General features: G+C 39.4%; 20 protein-coding genes. 12 read left to right on the top strand and 8 right to left on the bottom strand.

Annotated features, from left to right (window positions below):
• Window positions 1-114 precede the first annotated feature (114 nt).
• The 7 genes from IAG46_RS00290 (at window position 115) to IAG46_RS00260 (ending at window position 4,817) form a co-directional block, all read left to right on the top strand.
• Complete coding sequence (locus tag IAG46_RS00290; RefSeq protein WP_190808326.1) at window positions 115-693, top strand: collagen-like protein; 579 nt, start codon at window positions 115-117, stop codon at window positions 691-693.
• Between the two features lie 112 nt (window positions 694-805).
• Entirely contained in the window at window positions 806-1,303 is a 498-nt protein-coding gene (gene msrB, locus IAG46_RS00285; RefSeq protein WP_190808325.1) for a peptide-methionine (R)-S-oxide reductase MsrB, read from the top strand.
• A 62-nt stretch (window positions 1,304-1,365) separates the two neighbouring features.
• Window positions 1,366-2,118 carry a DUF6090 family protein gene (locus IAG46_RS00280; RefSeq protein ID WP_190808324.1) on the top strand — a complete coding sequence of 251 codons (753 nt, stop codon included), beginning with the start codon at window positions 1,366-1,368 and terminating at the stop codon, window positions 2,116-2,118.
• A complete protein-coding gene (gene msrB, locus IAG46_RS00275; protein ID WP_190808323.1) occupies window positions 2,119-2,526 on the top strand; it encodes a peptide-methionine (R)-S-oxide reductase MsrB in 408 nt (135 codons plus the stop codon). It begins immediately after the preceding gene.
• The gene (locus IAG46_RS00270; RefSeq protein ID WP_190808322.1) at window positions 2,523-3,062 is read left to right on the top strand and encodes a DUF1572 family protein; all 540 of its coding nucleotides are present in this window, start codon (window positions 2,523-2,525) and stop codon (window positions 3,060-3,062) included. The genes msrB (IAG46_RS00275) and IAG46_RS00270 overlap by 4 nt, the downstream gene beginning before the upstream one ends.
• A 72-nt stretch (window positions 3,063-3,134) precedes the next feature.
• Window positions 3,135-4,526 (top strand): dihydrolipoyl dehydrogenase, encoded by a 1,392-nt coding sequence (gene lpdA, locus IAG46_RS00265; RefSeq protein ID WP_190808321.1) that lies wholly within the window; start codon window positions 3,135-3,137, stop codon window positions 4,524-4,526.
• A 6-nt stretch (window positions 4,527-4,532) separates the two neighbouring features.
• Window positions 4,533-4,817: a DUF3817 domain-containing protein gene (locus tag IAG46_RS00260; RefSeq protein ID WP_190808320.1), complete on the top strand. Its 285-nt coding sequence runs from the start codon at window positions 4,533-4,535 to the stop codon at window positions 4,815-4,817.
• A gap of 70 nt (window positions 4,818-4,887) precedes the next feature.
• On the opposite strand, the gene aroQ is transcribed toward IAG46_RS00260, so the two are convergent.
• The 3 genes from aroQ to IAG46_RS00245 all read right to left on the bottom strand — a co-directional run bounded on the left by aroQ (window position 4,888) and on the right by IAG46_RS00245 (window position 6,460).
• Window positions 4,888-5,301, bottom strand: coding sequence for a type II 3-dehydroquinate dehydratase (gene aroQ / locus IAG46_RS00255; RefSeq protein ID WP_190808319.1), 414 nt, complete (start codon window positions 5,299-5,301; stop codon window positions 4,888-4,890).
• Between the two features lie 69 nt (window positions 5,302-5,370).
• The gene (locus tag IAG46_RS00250; RefSeq protein ID WP_190808318.1) at window positions 5,371-5,835 is read right to left on the bottom strand and encodes a hypothetical protein; all 465 of its coding nucleotides are present in this window, start codon (window positions 5,833-5,835) and stop codon (window positions 5,371-5,373) included.
• 112 nt (window positions 5,836-5,947) lie between these two features.
• Window positions 5,948-6,460 carry a hypothetical protein gene (locus IAG46_RS00245; RefSeq protein WP_190808317.1) on the bottom strand — a complete coding sequence of 171 codons (513 nt, stop codon included), beginning with the start codon at window positions 6,458-6,460 and terminating at the stop codon, window positions 5,948-5,950.
• Window positions 6,461-6,678: 218 nt separating this feature from the next.
• Between IAG46_RS00245 and xerD the strand changes: the two genes are divergently transcribed.
• Window positions 6,679-7,575 carry a site-specific tyrosine recombinase XerD gene (xerD, locus tag IAG46_RS00240; protein WP_190808316.1) on the top strand — a complete coding sequence of 299 codons (897 nt, stop codon included), beginning with the start codon at window positions 6,679-6,681 and terminating at the stop codon, window positions 7,573-7,575.
• A gap of 19 nt (window positions 7,576-7,594) precedes the next feature.
• On the opposite strand, the gene IAG46_RS00235 is transcribed toward xerD, so the two are convergent.
• Complete coding sequence (locus IAG46_RS00235; RefSeq protein WP_190809715.1) at window positions 7,595-8,902, bottom strand: NAD(P)/FAD-dependent oxidoreductase; 1,308 nt, start codon at window positions 8,900-8,902, stop codon at window positions 7,595-7,597.
• Window positions 8,903-9,004: 102 nt separating this feature from the next.
• Here IAG46_RS00235 and IAG46_RS00230 point away from each other — a divergent pair, with 102 nt between their 5' ends.
• From IAG46_RS00230 to IAG46_RS00220, 3 genes are all read left to right on the top strand, one after another.
• A complete protein-coding gene (locus tag IAG46_RS00230; protein ID WP_190808315.1) occupies window positions 9,005-10,432 on the top strand; it encodes an amidohydrolase in 1,428 nt (475 codons plus the stop codon).
• Between the two features lie 69 nt (window positions 10,433-10,501).
• Window positions 10,502-10,996, top strand: coding sequence for a sigma-70 family RNA polymerase sigma factor (locus IAG46_RS00225; RefSeq protein ID WP_190808314.1), 495 nt, complete (start codon window positions 10,502-10,504; stop codon window positions 10,994-10,996).
• 3 nt (window positions 10,997-10,999) lie between these two features.
• Entirely contained in the window at window positions 11,000-11,647 is a 648-nt protein-coding gene (locus IAG46_RS00220; RefSeq protein ID WP_190808313.1) for a hypothetical protein, read from the top strand.
• Here IAG46_RS00220 and IAG46_RS00215 read toward each other — a convergent pair.
• Both IAG46_RS00215 and IAG46_RS00210 read right to left on the bottom strand, forming a co-directional pair.
• The gene (locus IAG46_RS00215) at window positions 11,644-12,456 is read right to left on the bottom strand and encodes a 1-acyl-sn-glycerol-3-phosphate acyltransferase (RefSeq protein WP_190808312.1); all 813 of its coding nucleotides are present in this window, start codon (window positions 12,454-12,456) and stop codon (window positions 11,644-11,646) included. The two genes, IAG46_RS00220 and IAG46_RS00215, sit on opposite strands and share 4 nt — an antisense overlap.
• Window positions 12,457-12,492: 36 nt before the next feature.
• Window positions 12,493-13,134, bottom strand: a complete 642-nt coding sequence (locus tag IAG46_RS00210; RefSeq protein WP_190808311.1) for a CoA pyrophosphatase — start codon at window positions 13,132-13,134, stop codon at window positions 12,493-12,495.
• Here IAG46_RS00210 and IAG46_RS00205 point away from each other — a divergent pair.
• Window positions 13,133-13,846, top strand: a complete 714-nt coding sequence (locus IAG46_RS00205) for a peptidylprolyl isomerase (RefSeq protein ID WP_190808310.1) — start codon at window positions 13,133-13,135, stop codon at window positions 13,844-13,846. The two genes, IAG46_RS00210 and IAG46_RS00205, sit on opposite strands and share 2 nt — an antisense overlap.
• On the opposite strand, the gene IAG46_RS00200 is transcribed toward IAG46_RS00205, so the two are convergent.
• Entirely contained in the window at window positions 13,847-14,458 is a 612-nt protein-coding gene (locus IAG46_RS00200; RefSeq protein ID WP_190808309.1) for a trimeric intracellular cation channel family protein, read from the bottom strand. It lies immediately after the preceding gene.
• A gap of 2 nt (window positions 14,459-14,460) precedes the next feature.
• A complete protein-coding gene (locus tag IAG46_RS00195) occupies window positions 14,461-15,186 on the bottom strand; it encodes an RDD family protein (RefSeq protein ID WP_190808308.1) in 726 nt (241 codons plus the stop codon).
• Window positions 15,187-15,191 lie beyond the last annotated feature (5 nt).

The following is a 15,191-nucleotide window of genomic DNA, read 5'->3' as shown; positions in this document are numbered from 1 at the left end:
CTGCCTTAAGGGCATATTTGTTCCCGAAATCGTTATAGTGGAAAAATTTATGGAACGCTTTTTGATTTTGATAGAAAAACAAACAGAATGTACACAAATCAAAAATCAAAAATCATGAATAAATTCAGTACTATAATTGGTATATTTCTCATAATCTTCACAGCCTCATGCGAAGGTCCGGAAGGCCCTCCAGGTTTTGACGGATTTGATGGATTGGACGGACTTGATGGCCAGGATGGAATCCAAGGTCAAGTTGTTGAAGTTGACGGTGTCAATTTTGATTATGATGCCGACGGAAACATCTTTAGCACCCTAGTAACCTTTAGCGATGTTACCGATTTTGAGGTCTTTGAATCCGATGCTGTTTTGGTATATCGATTCGATGGCACTATAGATCTTGCGGATGGAAGCACGGCAGACGCCTGGAGTCAGATTCCACAGAGTTTCTTTTTACCAGAAGGTACCATTCAATATGTGATGGCTCACACTTTTGTGGACCTAGAGCTTTTTATTGATGGAAATTTTGACCTGTCTGCAATAGATACCGCTTTTACCGATAATCAATCCTTTAGGATTGTTTTTGTACCCAGCGTTTTTGCCAATGGATCTAAAATGGATACATCCAATGTAGCCAATGTTATGGCAGCTTTAGGCATCAAGGAAAGTGATGTCAAAAAAATTAAAATGGACTAAGTCCCTCACGAATGCTAACTTAAAATCCCGTCGAAATTCGGCGGGATTTTTTTTAAAGCTATTTTTGAAAGGAAGAGTCAAAAAAAACGTCTATTTTGATTAAAAGAACAAGATGGGAAAAAAGTTGCTACTAGTTGCCATTATTATTCTTTCTGGGTGCAAAGGTGTGTCACAAGAGGATAATAAATCAGCAAAAGATGAAAAGAAGGAAGAAGTCGCATACGCGATCACAAAAACTGAAGCGGAGTGGAAAGCTGAACTCACAGATATGGAGTATTATGTGCTTCGAAAGGCGGCAACGGAAAATGCCTTTACCAGTGATCTATTAGACAACAAAGAAGTGGGCACCTACATTTGTGCGGCTTGTGAGACTCCTTTGTTTAGAAGCGAATATAAATTTGATTCAGGAACGGGTTGGCCCAGTTTTGATAGGGAAATTGAAGGTAATGTTGCCTATGATGTGGATTATAAAATAGGTTATCCAAGAACTGAGGAACACTGTGCTACTTGTGGAGGCCATTTGGGCCATGTTTTTAATGATGGCCCTCAAAATACCACCGGAAAAAGGCATTGCATCAACGGTGTAGCTTTGGATTTTATTCCCGATTGAAAATGGCAATCAAATTGTGGTATTTGCTATCTTGGGGAATCAAAAGCTCAAAATAACCGACCATGATCAATTTCTTTAGAAAAATTCGGAAACGATTACTTTCAGAAAACCGGATTTCCAAATATTTACTTTACGCATTTGGTGAGATTATCCTTGTGGTAATTGGTATTTTGATTGCTCTGCAAATCAACAATTGGAACCAAAACCAATTGGACAGAAATTTTGAAAAAACCATGCTCAAAGAGGTACGCAGTGCACTAACATCAGACTTGGAAGTTTATGAAATAATGCAAGAAAGGGCTTCAATGAAACAAGAAGGTATTCAAGAATTACTTCAAATGATTGCTTCTGAACAAACCTATCCCGATACCGTGTTGTTAAAATCATATACTAAAATGTCTTTCGGAGTTCAGTTCAATTATAATAAAGGTGGTTACGAAGCTATCAAATCAGTGGGCTTGGACAAAGTTTCCAACGATTCGCTCAGGCAAGGATTAATTGTGTTTTATGAACACCATTTTCCCCGAGCTGAAAAATTCTTTAACTCGGTGGACGAGTTCGAGTATAACAAAAAATATCAATTGGACTTGCATAATGCATTATGGAAGAGAATATCAATTCAATTGGCTAATGGAAGCTGGAAGTTGGTAAGCAGACCTATCAATAGTGAAGCTTTTTTAGAACAACCGGAATTGATTGATCGAATCAAAATTGCCCAAGATAACTTGAGCTCCATAAATGGTACCATGGGTTATTTGAAATATATAATGGATTCCTGTTCTAAATTGGTTGAAAACGAATTAAACAAGATGTAAATGGACAAAAAATACGATATCGAAAAAACGGAAGCTGAGTGGAAACAAGAGCTTTCACCGGAAGAATACTACGTGCTTCGTCAAAAAGGTACGGAAAGACCCCATACCGGTCAATACAACCTGCATTTTGAAAACGGGGATTATCATTGTAGGGCCTGCAACGCCAAACTTTTTGAAAGTGATCACAAATTTGAAAGTGGTTGCGGCTGGCCATCATTTGACCAAGCCGTTGAGGGTGCCATTGAATATATCAGGGATACCTCCCACGGCATGATTCGTACAGAAACAATCTGTGCCAATTGTGGTGGCCATCTAGGGCATGTATTTAACGATGGTCCACAGGAAACCACAGGGCAGCGGTATTGCATCAACTCCATTAGCATTGGTTTTGACCCAGAAGAAGAATGAATTTTCAAGAAAATTACCTAAAAAGCGCAGTATTCGAGTTCTGTCGCTATAAAACGATGGGAGAAAAAACATTCGCCCAACTTTCCGAAGAAGAAATCAGGTGGAAATACAAGGAAACCGATAATTCCATTTCCATAATTGTAAAACATATCGTCGGGAATATGCTGAGCCGATGGACCAACTTTTTGACCGAAGACGGTGAAAAAACATGGCGCAACCGCGATACGGAGTTTGAAGGCGAATATGGCTCCAAAACCGAAATGTTGGAAGCCTGGGAAAAGGGGTGGAAATGCCTATTTGATGCCTTGGAAAGTGTTAATTCAACAAATTTTGAATCCAAGGTCCATATAAGGGCTGAGGAACATACCCTAGTTGAGGCTGTAAATAGACAATTGGCCCATTATGCCAGTCATATAGGACAAATAGCATTTGTTGGTCGAATGATTAAGGGAAATGATTGGGTCTCCCTGTCCGTTCCTAAAGGAGGTTCCGAGGATTTCAACAAAAAGATGTTTGGCAGTTCCAATTCTGCATGACCAAACCTTGGTATTTGCCCATCGAATTACGTACTTTTGCACTTCATTTTTAACAGCTAAAATCAAAAACTAATGAGCAACTTCGATGTAATTGTTTTGGGTAGTGGTCCGGGTGGATATGTAACAGCGATTAGAGCCGCGCAACTTGGATTCAAAACAGCTATTGTAGAAAAGGAAAGTTTGGGAGGTGTGTGTCTAAATTGGGGCTGTATCCCAACAAAGGCCCTATTGAAATCAGCTCAAGTTTTTGAATACCTAAAACATGCTGAAGATTATGGTTTGAGCGCCAAAAAGGTAGAGCATGACTTTGATGCTGTAATCAAAAGAAGTCGTGGGGTAGCCGATGGAATGAGCAAAGGAATTCAGTTTTTGATGAAAAAAAATAAAATTGAGGTCCTCAATGGCTATGGGAAAATTCAACCCGGCAAAAAAGTAGTGGTGAAGGGAGAACATGGAGATCCCGCCGAGTACACAGCTGATCATATTATTATTGCCACTGGCGCACGAAGCAGGGAATTGCCAAGCCTTCCACAAGATGGAAAAAAAGTGATCGGCTATCGGGAAGCAATGTCCTTGGAAAAACAACCCAAGAAAATGATAGTTGTGGGAAGTGGTGCCATTGGAATTGAATTTGCTTATTTCTACAATTCAATGGGCACTGAAGTTACCGTTGTTGAATATTTGCCCAATATCGTTCCTGTGGAGGACGAAGATGTTTCCAAACAGTTGGAAAGAAGTTTCAAAAAAGCAGGGGTGAAAATCAAGACTTCAGCAGAAGTAACCCATGTAGATACATCAGGTGATGGCGTAAAAGCTACTGTCAAAACCTCCAAAGGAGAAGAAGTATTGGAAGCCGATATTCTGCTTTCCGCTGTCGGTATCAAGACCAATATTGAAAATATTGGCTTGGAAGATGTTGGCATCGCGGTGGATAGGGATAAAATTTTGGTCAACGATTACTATCAAACCAATATTCCAGGATATTATGCCATTGGCGATGTGACTCCCGGCCAAGCTTTGGCCCATGTTGCATCTGCAGAAGGTATTCTTTGTGTTGAAAAAATAGCCGGAATGCATGTGGAAGCATTGGATTATGGCAATATTCCGGGTTGTACCTATTGTATACCCGAGGTAGCCTCTGTTGGACTTACCGAAAAACAGGCCAAAGAGCAGGGCTACGATTTAAAAGTGGGTAAATTTCCTTTTTCAGCAAGTGGTAAAGCAAAAGCTTCTGGAACTCCAGATGGATTTGTTAAAGTAATCTTCGATGCTAAATATGGAGAGTGGTTGGGCTGTCATATGATCGGTGTTGGTGTTACCGACATGATTGCCGAAGCTGTGGTCGCGAGAAAATTGGAAACCACCGGTCATGAAGTTCTAAAGGCCGTTCACCCCCATCCTACAATGAGTGAAGCGGTGATGGAGGCAGTTGCCGACGCCTATGATGAAGTAATCCATTTATAGAAACACGTGCTGAAATTATTTAGATCAACCGCAATTCTTGAAGGAATATCGTACCTCTTATTATTTGGGTTTACCATGCCCTTAAAGTATTGGGCAGACATTTTGGAACCCAATAAAGTTGTCGGATACATTCACGGAGGACTTTTTATTGCATATGTGCTCTTAGCTTTGATTTTTTGTTGGCAACGCAAATGGGGCATCAAGCGTTTTATAATACTTTTTGTAGCCTCCCTATTGCCTTTTGGAACGTTTTACGTGGATAAGAAATATTTAAAAGGAAGTACAGCTTAATTTTCAACTAGCCTATAAATAGATCCATCAAAAGCACAGATATAAAGGTCAATCTCCAAGGTCAAACTGATTACATAAAACTTTGAATGGCCAAATCATAGCTTTGAAGGCCAAATCCCAAAATAACGCCTTTCGCCCCTGAAGAAATGTAGGAAACATGTCTAAAATCTTCCCTTTTGTGGGTATTGGATATATGAACTTCCACTACGGGAGTATTTACAGCCTTAACTGCATCACCAATTCCAACGGAAGTGTGGGTATATGAAGCGGCATTCAAAACAATACCTTCATAGTCAAAGCCTACCTCCTGAATTTTATCTATCAATTCTCCTTCAATATTGGATTGAAAATATTCCAGTTGGGCCTGAGGAAATTTTTGCTGTAATTGGGCAAAATAGTCATCGAAAGTTGTGCTGCCATATACTTCTGGCTCTCGTTTGCCCAAGAGGTTTAGATTGGGTCCGTTGATTATCATCAGTTTCATGCGTTAAAAATACAACAAAAAGAAAAGGACGGAAATATCCGTCCTTTTCAATATTTTTTAGTTGCTCTTCTATTTAAAAGCAAACTGAAGGCCTAAACCGAACGCCCCAACTTCATTATCAAAACCATCACTAAGCACGATTGAAGGTCTCCAATCAAAATTAGCAACAAAAGGCACCCCATTAATCTTAAAATCGAGTCCTAAATGGGGTCTTAAGGCAAACACGTTATCAAAACCATCCACCAGAACAATACTCGGCCCTGCACCGGTATACCATCTTAATCCAGATGCACCCTTAATTTGTTTGTGATAAGAATATAAGGCGGTAATTATGGTAGCTTTGTCCTCAAAACCAAGATCGGCCTGACCAACATGGTTTGAGGAAAAAAAGTACTTGCCGGTTGCTCCAACAAAGGTAGCTCCCTCAAGTGCCGTATCAACACCAAGTCCCAAAGCAAACTTATAACTGGTTTGCGCCTTAGCCGCTGTTCCAAAGAAAAGAAGAATGGTGAATGCAAATAATAATTTTTTCATTTTATGAGTATTTATGGTTATTAATTACTGATTTGAGAGTTTTGGTCATTTTAACCAAAACTTTTCTTTAACCAACTCATAAAACTGTATTCAATCTGTCCGTTATGCTTTGTTAGAATAAAAACAAAATCCCAACGGTTGCAATGGAAAATGTTCCATCATTGCTAACTGCAATGTAAGAGACATTCAATTCGGTATTTCCGGTGATATTGTAGCCAATTACCGGTCTGTAATATAGTCCACCTTCGTTACCAGCATTTATACCCACTGCATATCCAGCATCCGCTCCAAACTTGAAGCTATAGGTCGGGTATATTCGAACAGAAGCAGCCACTGGTAGAAATTGAAAATCCTCAAACTCTGTTTGAATGGTAATTCCTCCTCCAGATGCTTCGTTAGTATCACCAAATGCATTTATAAAGCCAGCGGCAATACCCACATCCAGTAATTCTGAAACACCCCAATGATAATTAAAATCCAATCCAATACTAAAACTGGAAATATCGGCAGCATCCCCAACGGGAACGCCCGCATTAAAACCTGCCTTAATATTGCTCCGGTCTTGGGCAGACATGGACAGATTTATCGCTAATACAGTAATGATCGTTAGTACTATTTTCTTCATAATTGTTAAAATTTACCAAAAGGTAAACGTGACCTAACCAAATAAAGTATTGAACATTGGTAAAAATCCATGGTCAGCACAATTATTCAAAAACAGGTTGTGAATCTATTTAAATCATTTTTTTAGGCTTGGTCCCACTTGACCAAAGTGCTATATCAATTGACCAAATGGTATATTTTGGCTCACAACAGAAAAATATTTGTAGCTATCTTTAAACCATGAACTGGAAACAGGCTTTACAGGATTACCAACATTATTTAAAAATAGAGCGTGGACTTTCCGACAATTCCATTTCCAGTTATTCTTTAGACCTCAAAAAACTTATGGACTACCTAGACTCCTATGAAATAGGAGATTCTCCTGTCCAAATTCAACAAGAAACAATACAAGAATTTATTTATTCCATTGCAAAAACGGTGAACCCTCGTTCTCAGGCAAGAGTCATTTCAGCTTTAAAAGGATTTTTTAATTATTTGGTTTTTGAAGATTATCGTGATGATAATCCCATGGACTTAATTGAGACTCCAAAAATTGGCAGAAAATTGCCTGATACGCTCTCCATTGATGAAATAAATGACCTAATCAACGCAATTGACCTTTCTAAACCCGAAGGTGAACGCAATCGGGCTATTTTGGAAACCTTATATGGTTGTGGTCTCCGGGTATCCGAACTGATCGGTTTAAAACTTTCCGACCTTTTCTTTGATGAGGATTTTATTAAGGTTACCGGTAAGGGAAACAAACAACGCTTTGTTCCCATTAGCACCGTAAATAGAAAATACATCAACATTTACAGGAATGAAATAAGGGTTCATTTACCCATTCAAAAGGAGCATCAAGATTTTTTGTTTCTGAATAGAAGAGGGAAGCAACTCAGCAGGGCAATGATTTTTACCATAATAAAACAATTGGCGGAAAAAATCGGTCAGAAAAAAAATATAAGTCCACACACGTTCCGACACTCTTTTGCAACCCATCTTTTAGAAAATGGGGCAGATTTAAGGGCCATTCAACAAATGTTGGGGCATTCCAGCATTACCACAACGGAAATATACATGCATGTGAATCGTAAGCATTTGGCGGATGTGCTAAACGCTTATCACCCGAGAAGATAGGAGTTATCCGCTGAAGATTTTAACTGACTGTTTCCTTTTCTTTAGATGTCTGATATTCTTTTTTGAATGGTCGGATAATAAGTCTAGCCTCCCGGTCAAATCGGATATAATTGTACACCCAGTTAATAAAGACCACTACCCTATTTCGAAAACCGATTAAGAAGTAAAGATGTACAAACATCCAAATGTACCAGGCAAAAACTCCTTGAAACTTGAACCTAGGCAAATCGCAAACCGCTTTATTTCTTCCCACCGTTGCCATATTGCCTTTATCTTTATAGGTAAAGGGTTTTAATGGCTTTTTCTCTATCAATCGTACTAAATTCTGGCCCAGGTTTTCACCTTGTTGAATTGCGGGTTGTGCCATCATGGGATGCCCATCTGGAAAGGTTTCTGTCTCCATTTGCGCCACATCACCAACAGCAAAGATTTCTTTAAATCCTTCCACTTGATTGAATCGATTCACTTTTAACCGATTGCCTTTGCAAAGAAATTCCTTGGCGTTTAATCCATCAAGACAAACTGCTTGTACACCCGCGGCCCAGACCAATGTGGCCGACTCAAAAGAGATATCACCATCGGTGGCAACATGTTTCCCATTATAATCCGTTACCCTAATATCCTTCCAAACATTTACGCCCAATTTTTCCAAAAACCGTTCAGCTTTGCTGGATGCTATTTCACTCATGGCGGGAAGAATTCTATCACTCCCTTGGATCAAATTTATTTGAGCTCTTCGCGTATCCAAATCAGGATAATCTTTGGGTAAAATTCCTTTCTTTATTTCGGCTAAAGCTCCTGCCAATTCCACACCCGTGGGTCCTCCTCCAACTATTACAAAATTCATTAATGCGTCCCGTTCATGCAAGTCATCGGTAAGTAAAGCTTGTTCAAAATTTTCAAGAATAAGACTCCGAAGGTTCAACGACTGCGGAATGGTTTTCATGGCCATCCCCTTTTCCTCAATATTTTTATTACCAAAGTAATTTGTCTCCGACCCGGTGGCAACCACTAGATAATCATAGCCAATATCACCAATATTGGTCGCTATTTTCCTGTTTTCTGTATCAACCTGCAAAACTTCGGCCAATCGAAAATAAAAATTGGGGTACCCTTGTAACACCTTTCGAATGGGATAGGCGATAGAATCCGGCTCTAATCCACCAGTGGAAACTTGATATAATAAGGGTTGGAATGTATGATAATTGTGCTTGTCCAATAACACCACCTGTATTTCTTTTTTGGACAATTTCTTTGCTAAAGCTATACCTCCAAAACCACCTCCAATAATGATGATTCGGGGAAGACTTGATTGCGGAATATTCATGCTCGACATGTATACAAATTTACGCATTCCCATGCTGGGAAATGGACTTTTGGGACGGCTTTTTTTAGTATATTTAGGACTTGACTAACAAAACAAACTGACATGAGACCAACGCACCTTTTTATTTGGATTATTGCACTATCTCCGCTATTGGGTTTTTCACAGGAAAACAAGAATGCCGTTCTTGCGAATTTGACCTCCCAAACACAGCAATATGGAGACATCGCCCATCAAATTTGGAATCTTGCCGAAATGGGATATTTGGAAGAAAAAAGTTCTGCACTATTACAAAAAACGCTCTCAGATGCTGGTTTTTCAATTGAAAAAGGTGTAGCTGGCATTCCCACAGCTTTTATAGCCGAATATGGTTCTGGATCTCCTGTGATAGCCATTTTAGGGGAATATGATGCTTTACCAGGTTTGTCACAACAAGCAGTTGCTGAAAAAAAATCAGCCAATAAAGCAGCGGGGCATGCATGTGGACACCATCTTTTTGGTACAGCATCGGCTGCTTCTGCCATTGCGGTAAAAGATTGGATGAAAGCAAATAAAATACAAGGTACGATCAGGTTTTATGGATGTCCTGCAGAGGAAGGCGGTTCAGGAAAGGTTTATATGGTTCGCGAAGGTCTTTTTAATGATGTTGATGTTGCGCTTCACTGGCATCCAGGGTCACAGAATGCAGCAAGTGCCGGTGCTGCTTTGGCAAACAAATCAGCTAAATTTCGATTTTATGGAACCTCAGCCCATGCTGCCGGAGCACCCCAGATGGGTCGTTCCGCGTTGGATGGTGTTGAGGCCATGAACGCAATGATAAATATGATGCGGGAACATATTCCGCAAGAGGCCAGAATCCATTATGTAATCACGGATGGTGGAAAAGCCCCCAATGTTGTCCCCAATTTTGCGGAAGTATATTATTACGCCCGTCATAATAGAAGAGATGTGGTCATTGATATTTTTGATCGTATGGTAAAGGCGGCCGAAGGTGCTGCTTTGGGAACTGGAACAACCATGGATTATGAAATGATCGGTGGAACCCATGAACTTTTACCCAATCTTGTTTTGCAAAAATTAATGCATGACAATTTATCAGAAGTAGGAGGCATAACCTATACCGATGAGGAAAAAGCTTTTGCAGAAAAAATTGCCTTAAGTTTTGGGTATAAAAAGTTGGATATTGATAAAGCTACTGGCATTCAACCCTATAAAGAAAAGGCCAGAGCTTATGGCTCTACAGATGTGGGAGATGTCAGTTTTGCGGTACCAACGGTGGGTTTGAGTGCAGCAACCTGGGTTCCAGGAACCCCGGCCCATAGTTGGCAGGCTGTTGCCGCCGGAGGAACATCTATTGGCACAAAGGGTATGATGGTCGCTGCAAAAGCAATTACACTTACGGCAATGGACCTTTTTGAGAATCCAAAAATAGTCCAAGAAGCCAAGGCAGAACTGGAAAAACGAAGAGGTGAAGACTTCGAATATATTCCACTTTTGGGAGACAGGCCACCTGCTTTGGATTACAGAAAATAAGAATTTACCAAAAAGTGCTGTAACAAAAATCATTTTCTAAACACATATACAGCAAACTTACCAACCATAGTGAATAAAGAACTTGAACATCGTTTTGTGACGGAGCTTGAGAGCAATCAGAATATTGTTCACAAAGTATGCAGTCTATATACCAATGACCGAGATGCCCATAACGATTTGTTCCAGGAAATCACTATACAATTATGGAAAGCATATCCAAAGTTTAGGGGAGATGCCAAATTCAGTACCTGGATGTATCGGGTAGCGTTGAATACGGCGATTACCCTCTATCGAAAATCGAAGAAAAGGGTACAGACCCAGGATTACGATTCCGTAATTTTTAAGATCAAGAGCGACGAATATGATGATACCGAAGAAAAACAATTAAAACTCATGTATAATGCGATAAAGCAATTGGGCGATATTGACAAAGCTTTGGTCTTTTTGTATTTGGAAGACAAGGATTATGCAGAAATCTCGGAAACTTTGGGTATCACCGAAGTAAACGCAAGAGTAAAAATGAATAGAGTAAAGAATAAATTAAGAACCATATTAAATCCTTAGAGCATGGTTGATGAACTGGAATTCTTGAAAAAGGACTGGCAGAAAAAGGATGAACACCTTCCAAAACTGTCGTTTGATGAAATATACCAGATGATCTGGAAAAAATCTTCATCAATTGTCAAATGGATATTTTACATCAGTATTATTGAATTTATACTTCCCCATTTGCTATATCTAATTCCCTCAATGCGGAATAACTTGAGCATCTATTCAGACCTGGAACTAACCAATGTGATATTGGGAGTAAGCATTTTACAGTATCTGGTTATCTTTTATTTTATCTATCTTTTCTATAAACGATACAGAGAGATTTCGGTGCTGGACAATGCCAAACAGCTTACTTCAAACATTCTGAAGACCCGAAAAACAGTCAAGTATTATGTCCTTTTTTCATTATCCATGGTGTTGCTCACCTTTGCCATGTTAATTGTGGGTATTTATTTTAGTGACAATATTGCAGAGACTTTTGAAATGGGAGAAAAACTATCGGAAACGCCTCCAGAAAAGCTTAAATGGATTTTCATGGCAAGCTTTGCAATTGTTGGTGTACTGTTTACAGTGATTCTAGGAGGAATTTACTTTTTACTCTACGGATTACTTACTAGAAAATTGCGAAGAAACTATCACGAACTACAAAAGCTGGAAGTTTAATCCCCCTTATAGCTATACCTTCTTTTTTGATGCTCGGCTTCGTAGGCTGCCAGTTCTTCCTTCGGAATAACCTTTAAAAAAGATGGGTGCTGTTCAATGGCATATTCCAACTTTTCCAAAATGGATTCAATAGATTCATTTTCATAATCTATTTCCAATGGCTGCTTTATATGCATAGATTGTAATATCCCTTTCTTTTTGACGCGAAGTCCCTTTTTATCAAACGAACGTCTAAAACCATCTATGACCACCGGCACTACTACAGGTTTATATCGTTTGATGATATGAGCGGTCCCTTTTCGTAATGGTTTCCATGGGGTAGTTGTACCCTGCGGAAAAGTGATTACCCAGCCATCATCCAAGGCTTTGGCGATATTGCTGATATCACTGAACTTGACCTGTCTGTTCACATCTTGTCCGTCTGCTCGCCAAGTTCTTTCAATACTGATGGAGCCCGCATAGGCCAGTATTTTTGCCAAAACACTTTGCTTCATGGTCTCCTTCGCGGCTACATAGTAGATGTTCAATTTGGGATTCCATAGGTAGCCCAAATTTTTAATGGAATCATCTCTTCCCTTCAGACTGGCATTGAACACATGGAACATGGCCACAACATCGGCAAAATAGGTCTGGTGATTGCTTACAAAAAGTACATTTGATTCGGGTAGATCTCGAATAATTTGGGAGCCCTCAATTTCTAATTTATTAAACCCCTTGTAGCGCTGGTGTGTAAACGACCCGGCAATTCGAATCAACCATCGTTTCAAAAACAAAATATGTCCAAAAGGATTTTCTTTAAACAGCCCCATACCTTATGCGTAGGAGGCTAATTTACAAAATAGCCTTTAAAGCACCTGTTCTAAAAGTTCTTTGATTTCACTCATCATCATGGCCGTTGCCCCCCAAACGGTATAACCATTTAGTTTATAGGCAGGTACATTAATGTTTTTTGCATAAGAAGTTGTCAGGTTTTCTTCGATATGATTGGTTTTGTCCAAAAAATCTCTCAAATAAACCTCGACCAGGTCCTCCACCTCAGTTTCTTGGAGACTAAAAGGTTGGGGATTTTGATAGATTCCAATAAATGGACTTACCATAAAATTACTTGGTGGAATGTACACTTCGCTTAACTCCTTTACCACCTCAACAGCATCAGGGGGCACACCCACTTCTTCATGTGTTTCACGCAATGCGGTTTCCAAAAGTCCATTATCTTGTGGTTCCACCTTTCCCCCCGGAAATCCAATCTGATTGGAATGTACTCCGTTGTATGTTTTTCTCAATATCAGAAGTAACTTGGTGTCAAAATCCAGATCAGGGTAAAAAAGGGCCATGACTCCTGCCCTTTTCGGGTTCATTTTGCGAATTTCATTGGATTTTAGCCATTGCGCACGCATGGCCGGAGACATTTTATGATGCGAATCCTCACCGGGTAGTGGTAGATTTTTTATTTTTAAAACCTGTTGATAAAATTCTTTAAAATCCATGTTTTTAAAACAAGCAGCTCTAATTACAAGTATACTATTATTTTTTCTTGTCTCCTGTGGTGAATCTTCCAAAAAGAACAATCCCAACGTTGAGCACAAAGTTGCGAAGACGGATTCAATTCCGAAGGATGAAGCTGTTCTTGAAGAAAAAAAAGAAGAAGCATTTGTTCTTACTGAAGAAAATGCCATTGATTTCTTTTTTAATTATGCCAAAGAGGTAAAGGAAGACAAGGTGAAACTTACGACCAGTATGGGGAGTTTTACGGTTCAACTTTATGATAATGTACCTTATCATAAAGCCAATTTCATCTATCTGGCGCGGAAAGGGTATTTTAACAATACCCAATTTCATAGAGTTGTAAAGGATTTTATCATCCAAGGTGGAAATTCGGACGACAAAGAAACTTCGAAGAAAAGAAGATTGATAGGTCGATATCTGCTTCCTCCAGATGCAAAGAAAGGATACAAGCATCATCGCGGTACAATTTCGATGCCAAGTAGTGAACGCAACAATCCACATAAATTAGCATCACCTTATGAATTTTTTATTGTGGTCACCAAACCAGGCTCTTACCATTTGGATGGTTCTTACACACCTTTCGGAAGGGTCATTGAAGGAATGGATGTGGTCGATGCCATAAACAATGTGCCCGTTGGTGATGGGGATTGGCCTTGGCAAAACATATATATCTTGAAGGCCGAAGTGCTTTGATCAAACTTCTTTTTTGTAGATGTTCGGCAGACGAATATCAAACTTGACGGCTAAAATGCGCAACGCAATCACCAATAGAATTGCCGCAACATAGGCATACCCTTCGGGTATGGGAAGCTTCACAAAAAGAAAATAGCTGAATCCACCTGCAATACAGGCCGTTGCATAAATCTCCTTTCTAAAAATCACCGGGATTTCGTTACAAAGCATATCCCTGAGTACGCCACCAAAACTGGCTGTCATTGTACCCAAAGCCACACACATTACCGGAGAAAGACCGGCTTGAATCCCTTTTTCGATTCCGACCATAGTGTATAATCCGATACCAATCGTATCAAATAGAAACAGTGACTTTCTTAAATATTTAAGCTGGTTAACAAATAATATTCCAAAAACAACGGTAATAAAAATTGTTGAAACGTAAGTCAAATCCCGCATCCAAACTACGGGTGTGTTTCCAATGAGCAAATCGCGTAAGGTACCTCCTCCAATTGCAGTAACAAAGGCTATGATCAAAACCCCGAACAAATCAAGTCGCTTTTCCATGGCTACAAGTACACCTGAAAGTGCAAAAGCCACGGTCCCTAAAATATCAATGGTTTGGTAAAACATTTTTACATTTTTTGGGTATAGTAATTGTAATCTTTTAGAACAGTATCTAGAAACTGGACATCATATAGATTAGATTTAGTGTTCAAAATACTCTCAACTTTAACTCTTAATGCGGTTAAGGTTTTGAAATCATTGCTTCTTCTTGCAATTAGGAAAGTATCCTTTATCAATCTAACGTCTTTATCGGTCAATAGTGTGACATTAGTGAACTGTGGTGTATATTCTTCATTGATCTCTTCCAGAATAGTGTGGGAAACCTTGGTTTTGTTCTTTGTACTTATAACCACGGTTCCAGCGGCGGCATCTCCCACCCGTTGTCTTCTTTCAGTGAAAAGTATGGACAATATTCCAATGGATCCCAAGAATATCCAAATATCCACCAATCGAAGCATCCAGCGGACAAGATAATTGCTCCAATGTACTGGTGTTCCATCCAATCGGACCACTCGCATTTTTAATAGCATTTTCCCAACGGTTCTCCCATTGAAAATACTGTGCATTAAAAGGGAATAAAACATGGCGGGTAAAAAGATAAGTGCTACCAAACCTCTTTGGGTCCAAGAATCTTCATAAATATAACCAAGGGCATCACCAATAATGTTGACCAAAAAAGCGTATATCCATAGAATAAACCCATCTATCATAAACGCTACAATTCTTTCTCCAATACCTACAATTTTATAATCCAGGTTAACATTTTGCGTTGTATTGATTTGGAGGTTACCCATATAAA

Origin of the sequence: Flagellimonas sp. S3867, from assembly GCF_014698935.1 — a bacterium.
Taxonomy (GTDB): Bacteria; Bacteroidota; Bacteroidia; order Flavobacteriales; family Flavobacteriaceae; genus Flagellimonas.
Note: the sequence above shows the minus strand (reverse complement) of the source record. Positions and strands in the feature narration are given on the sequence as shown.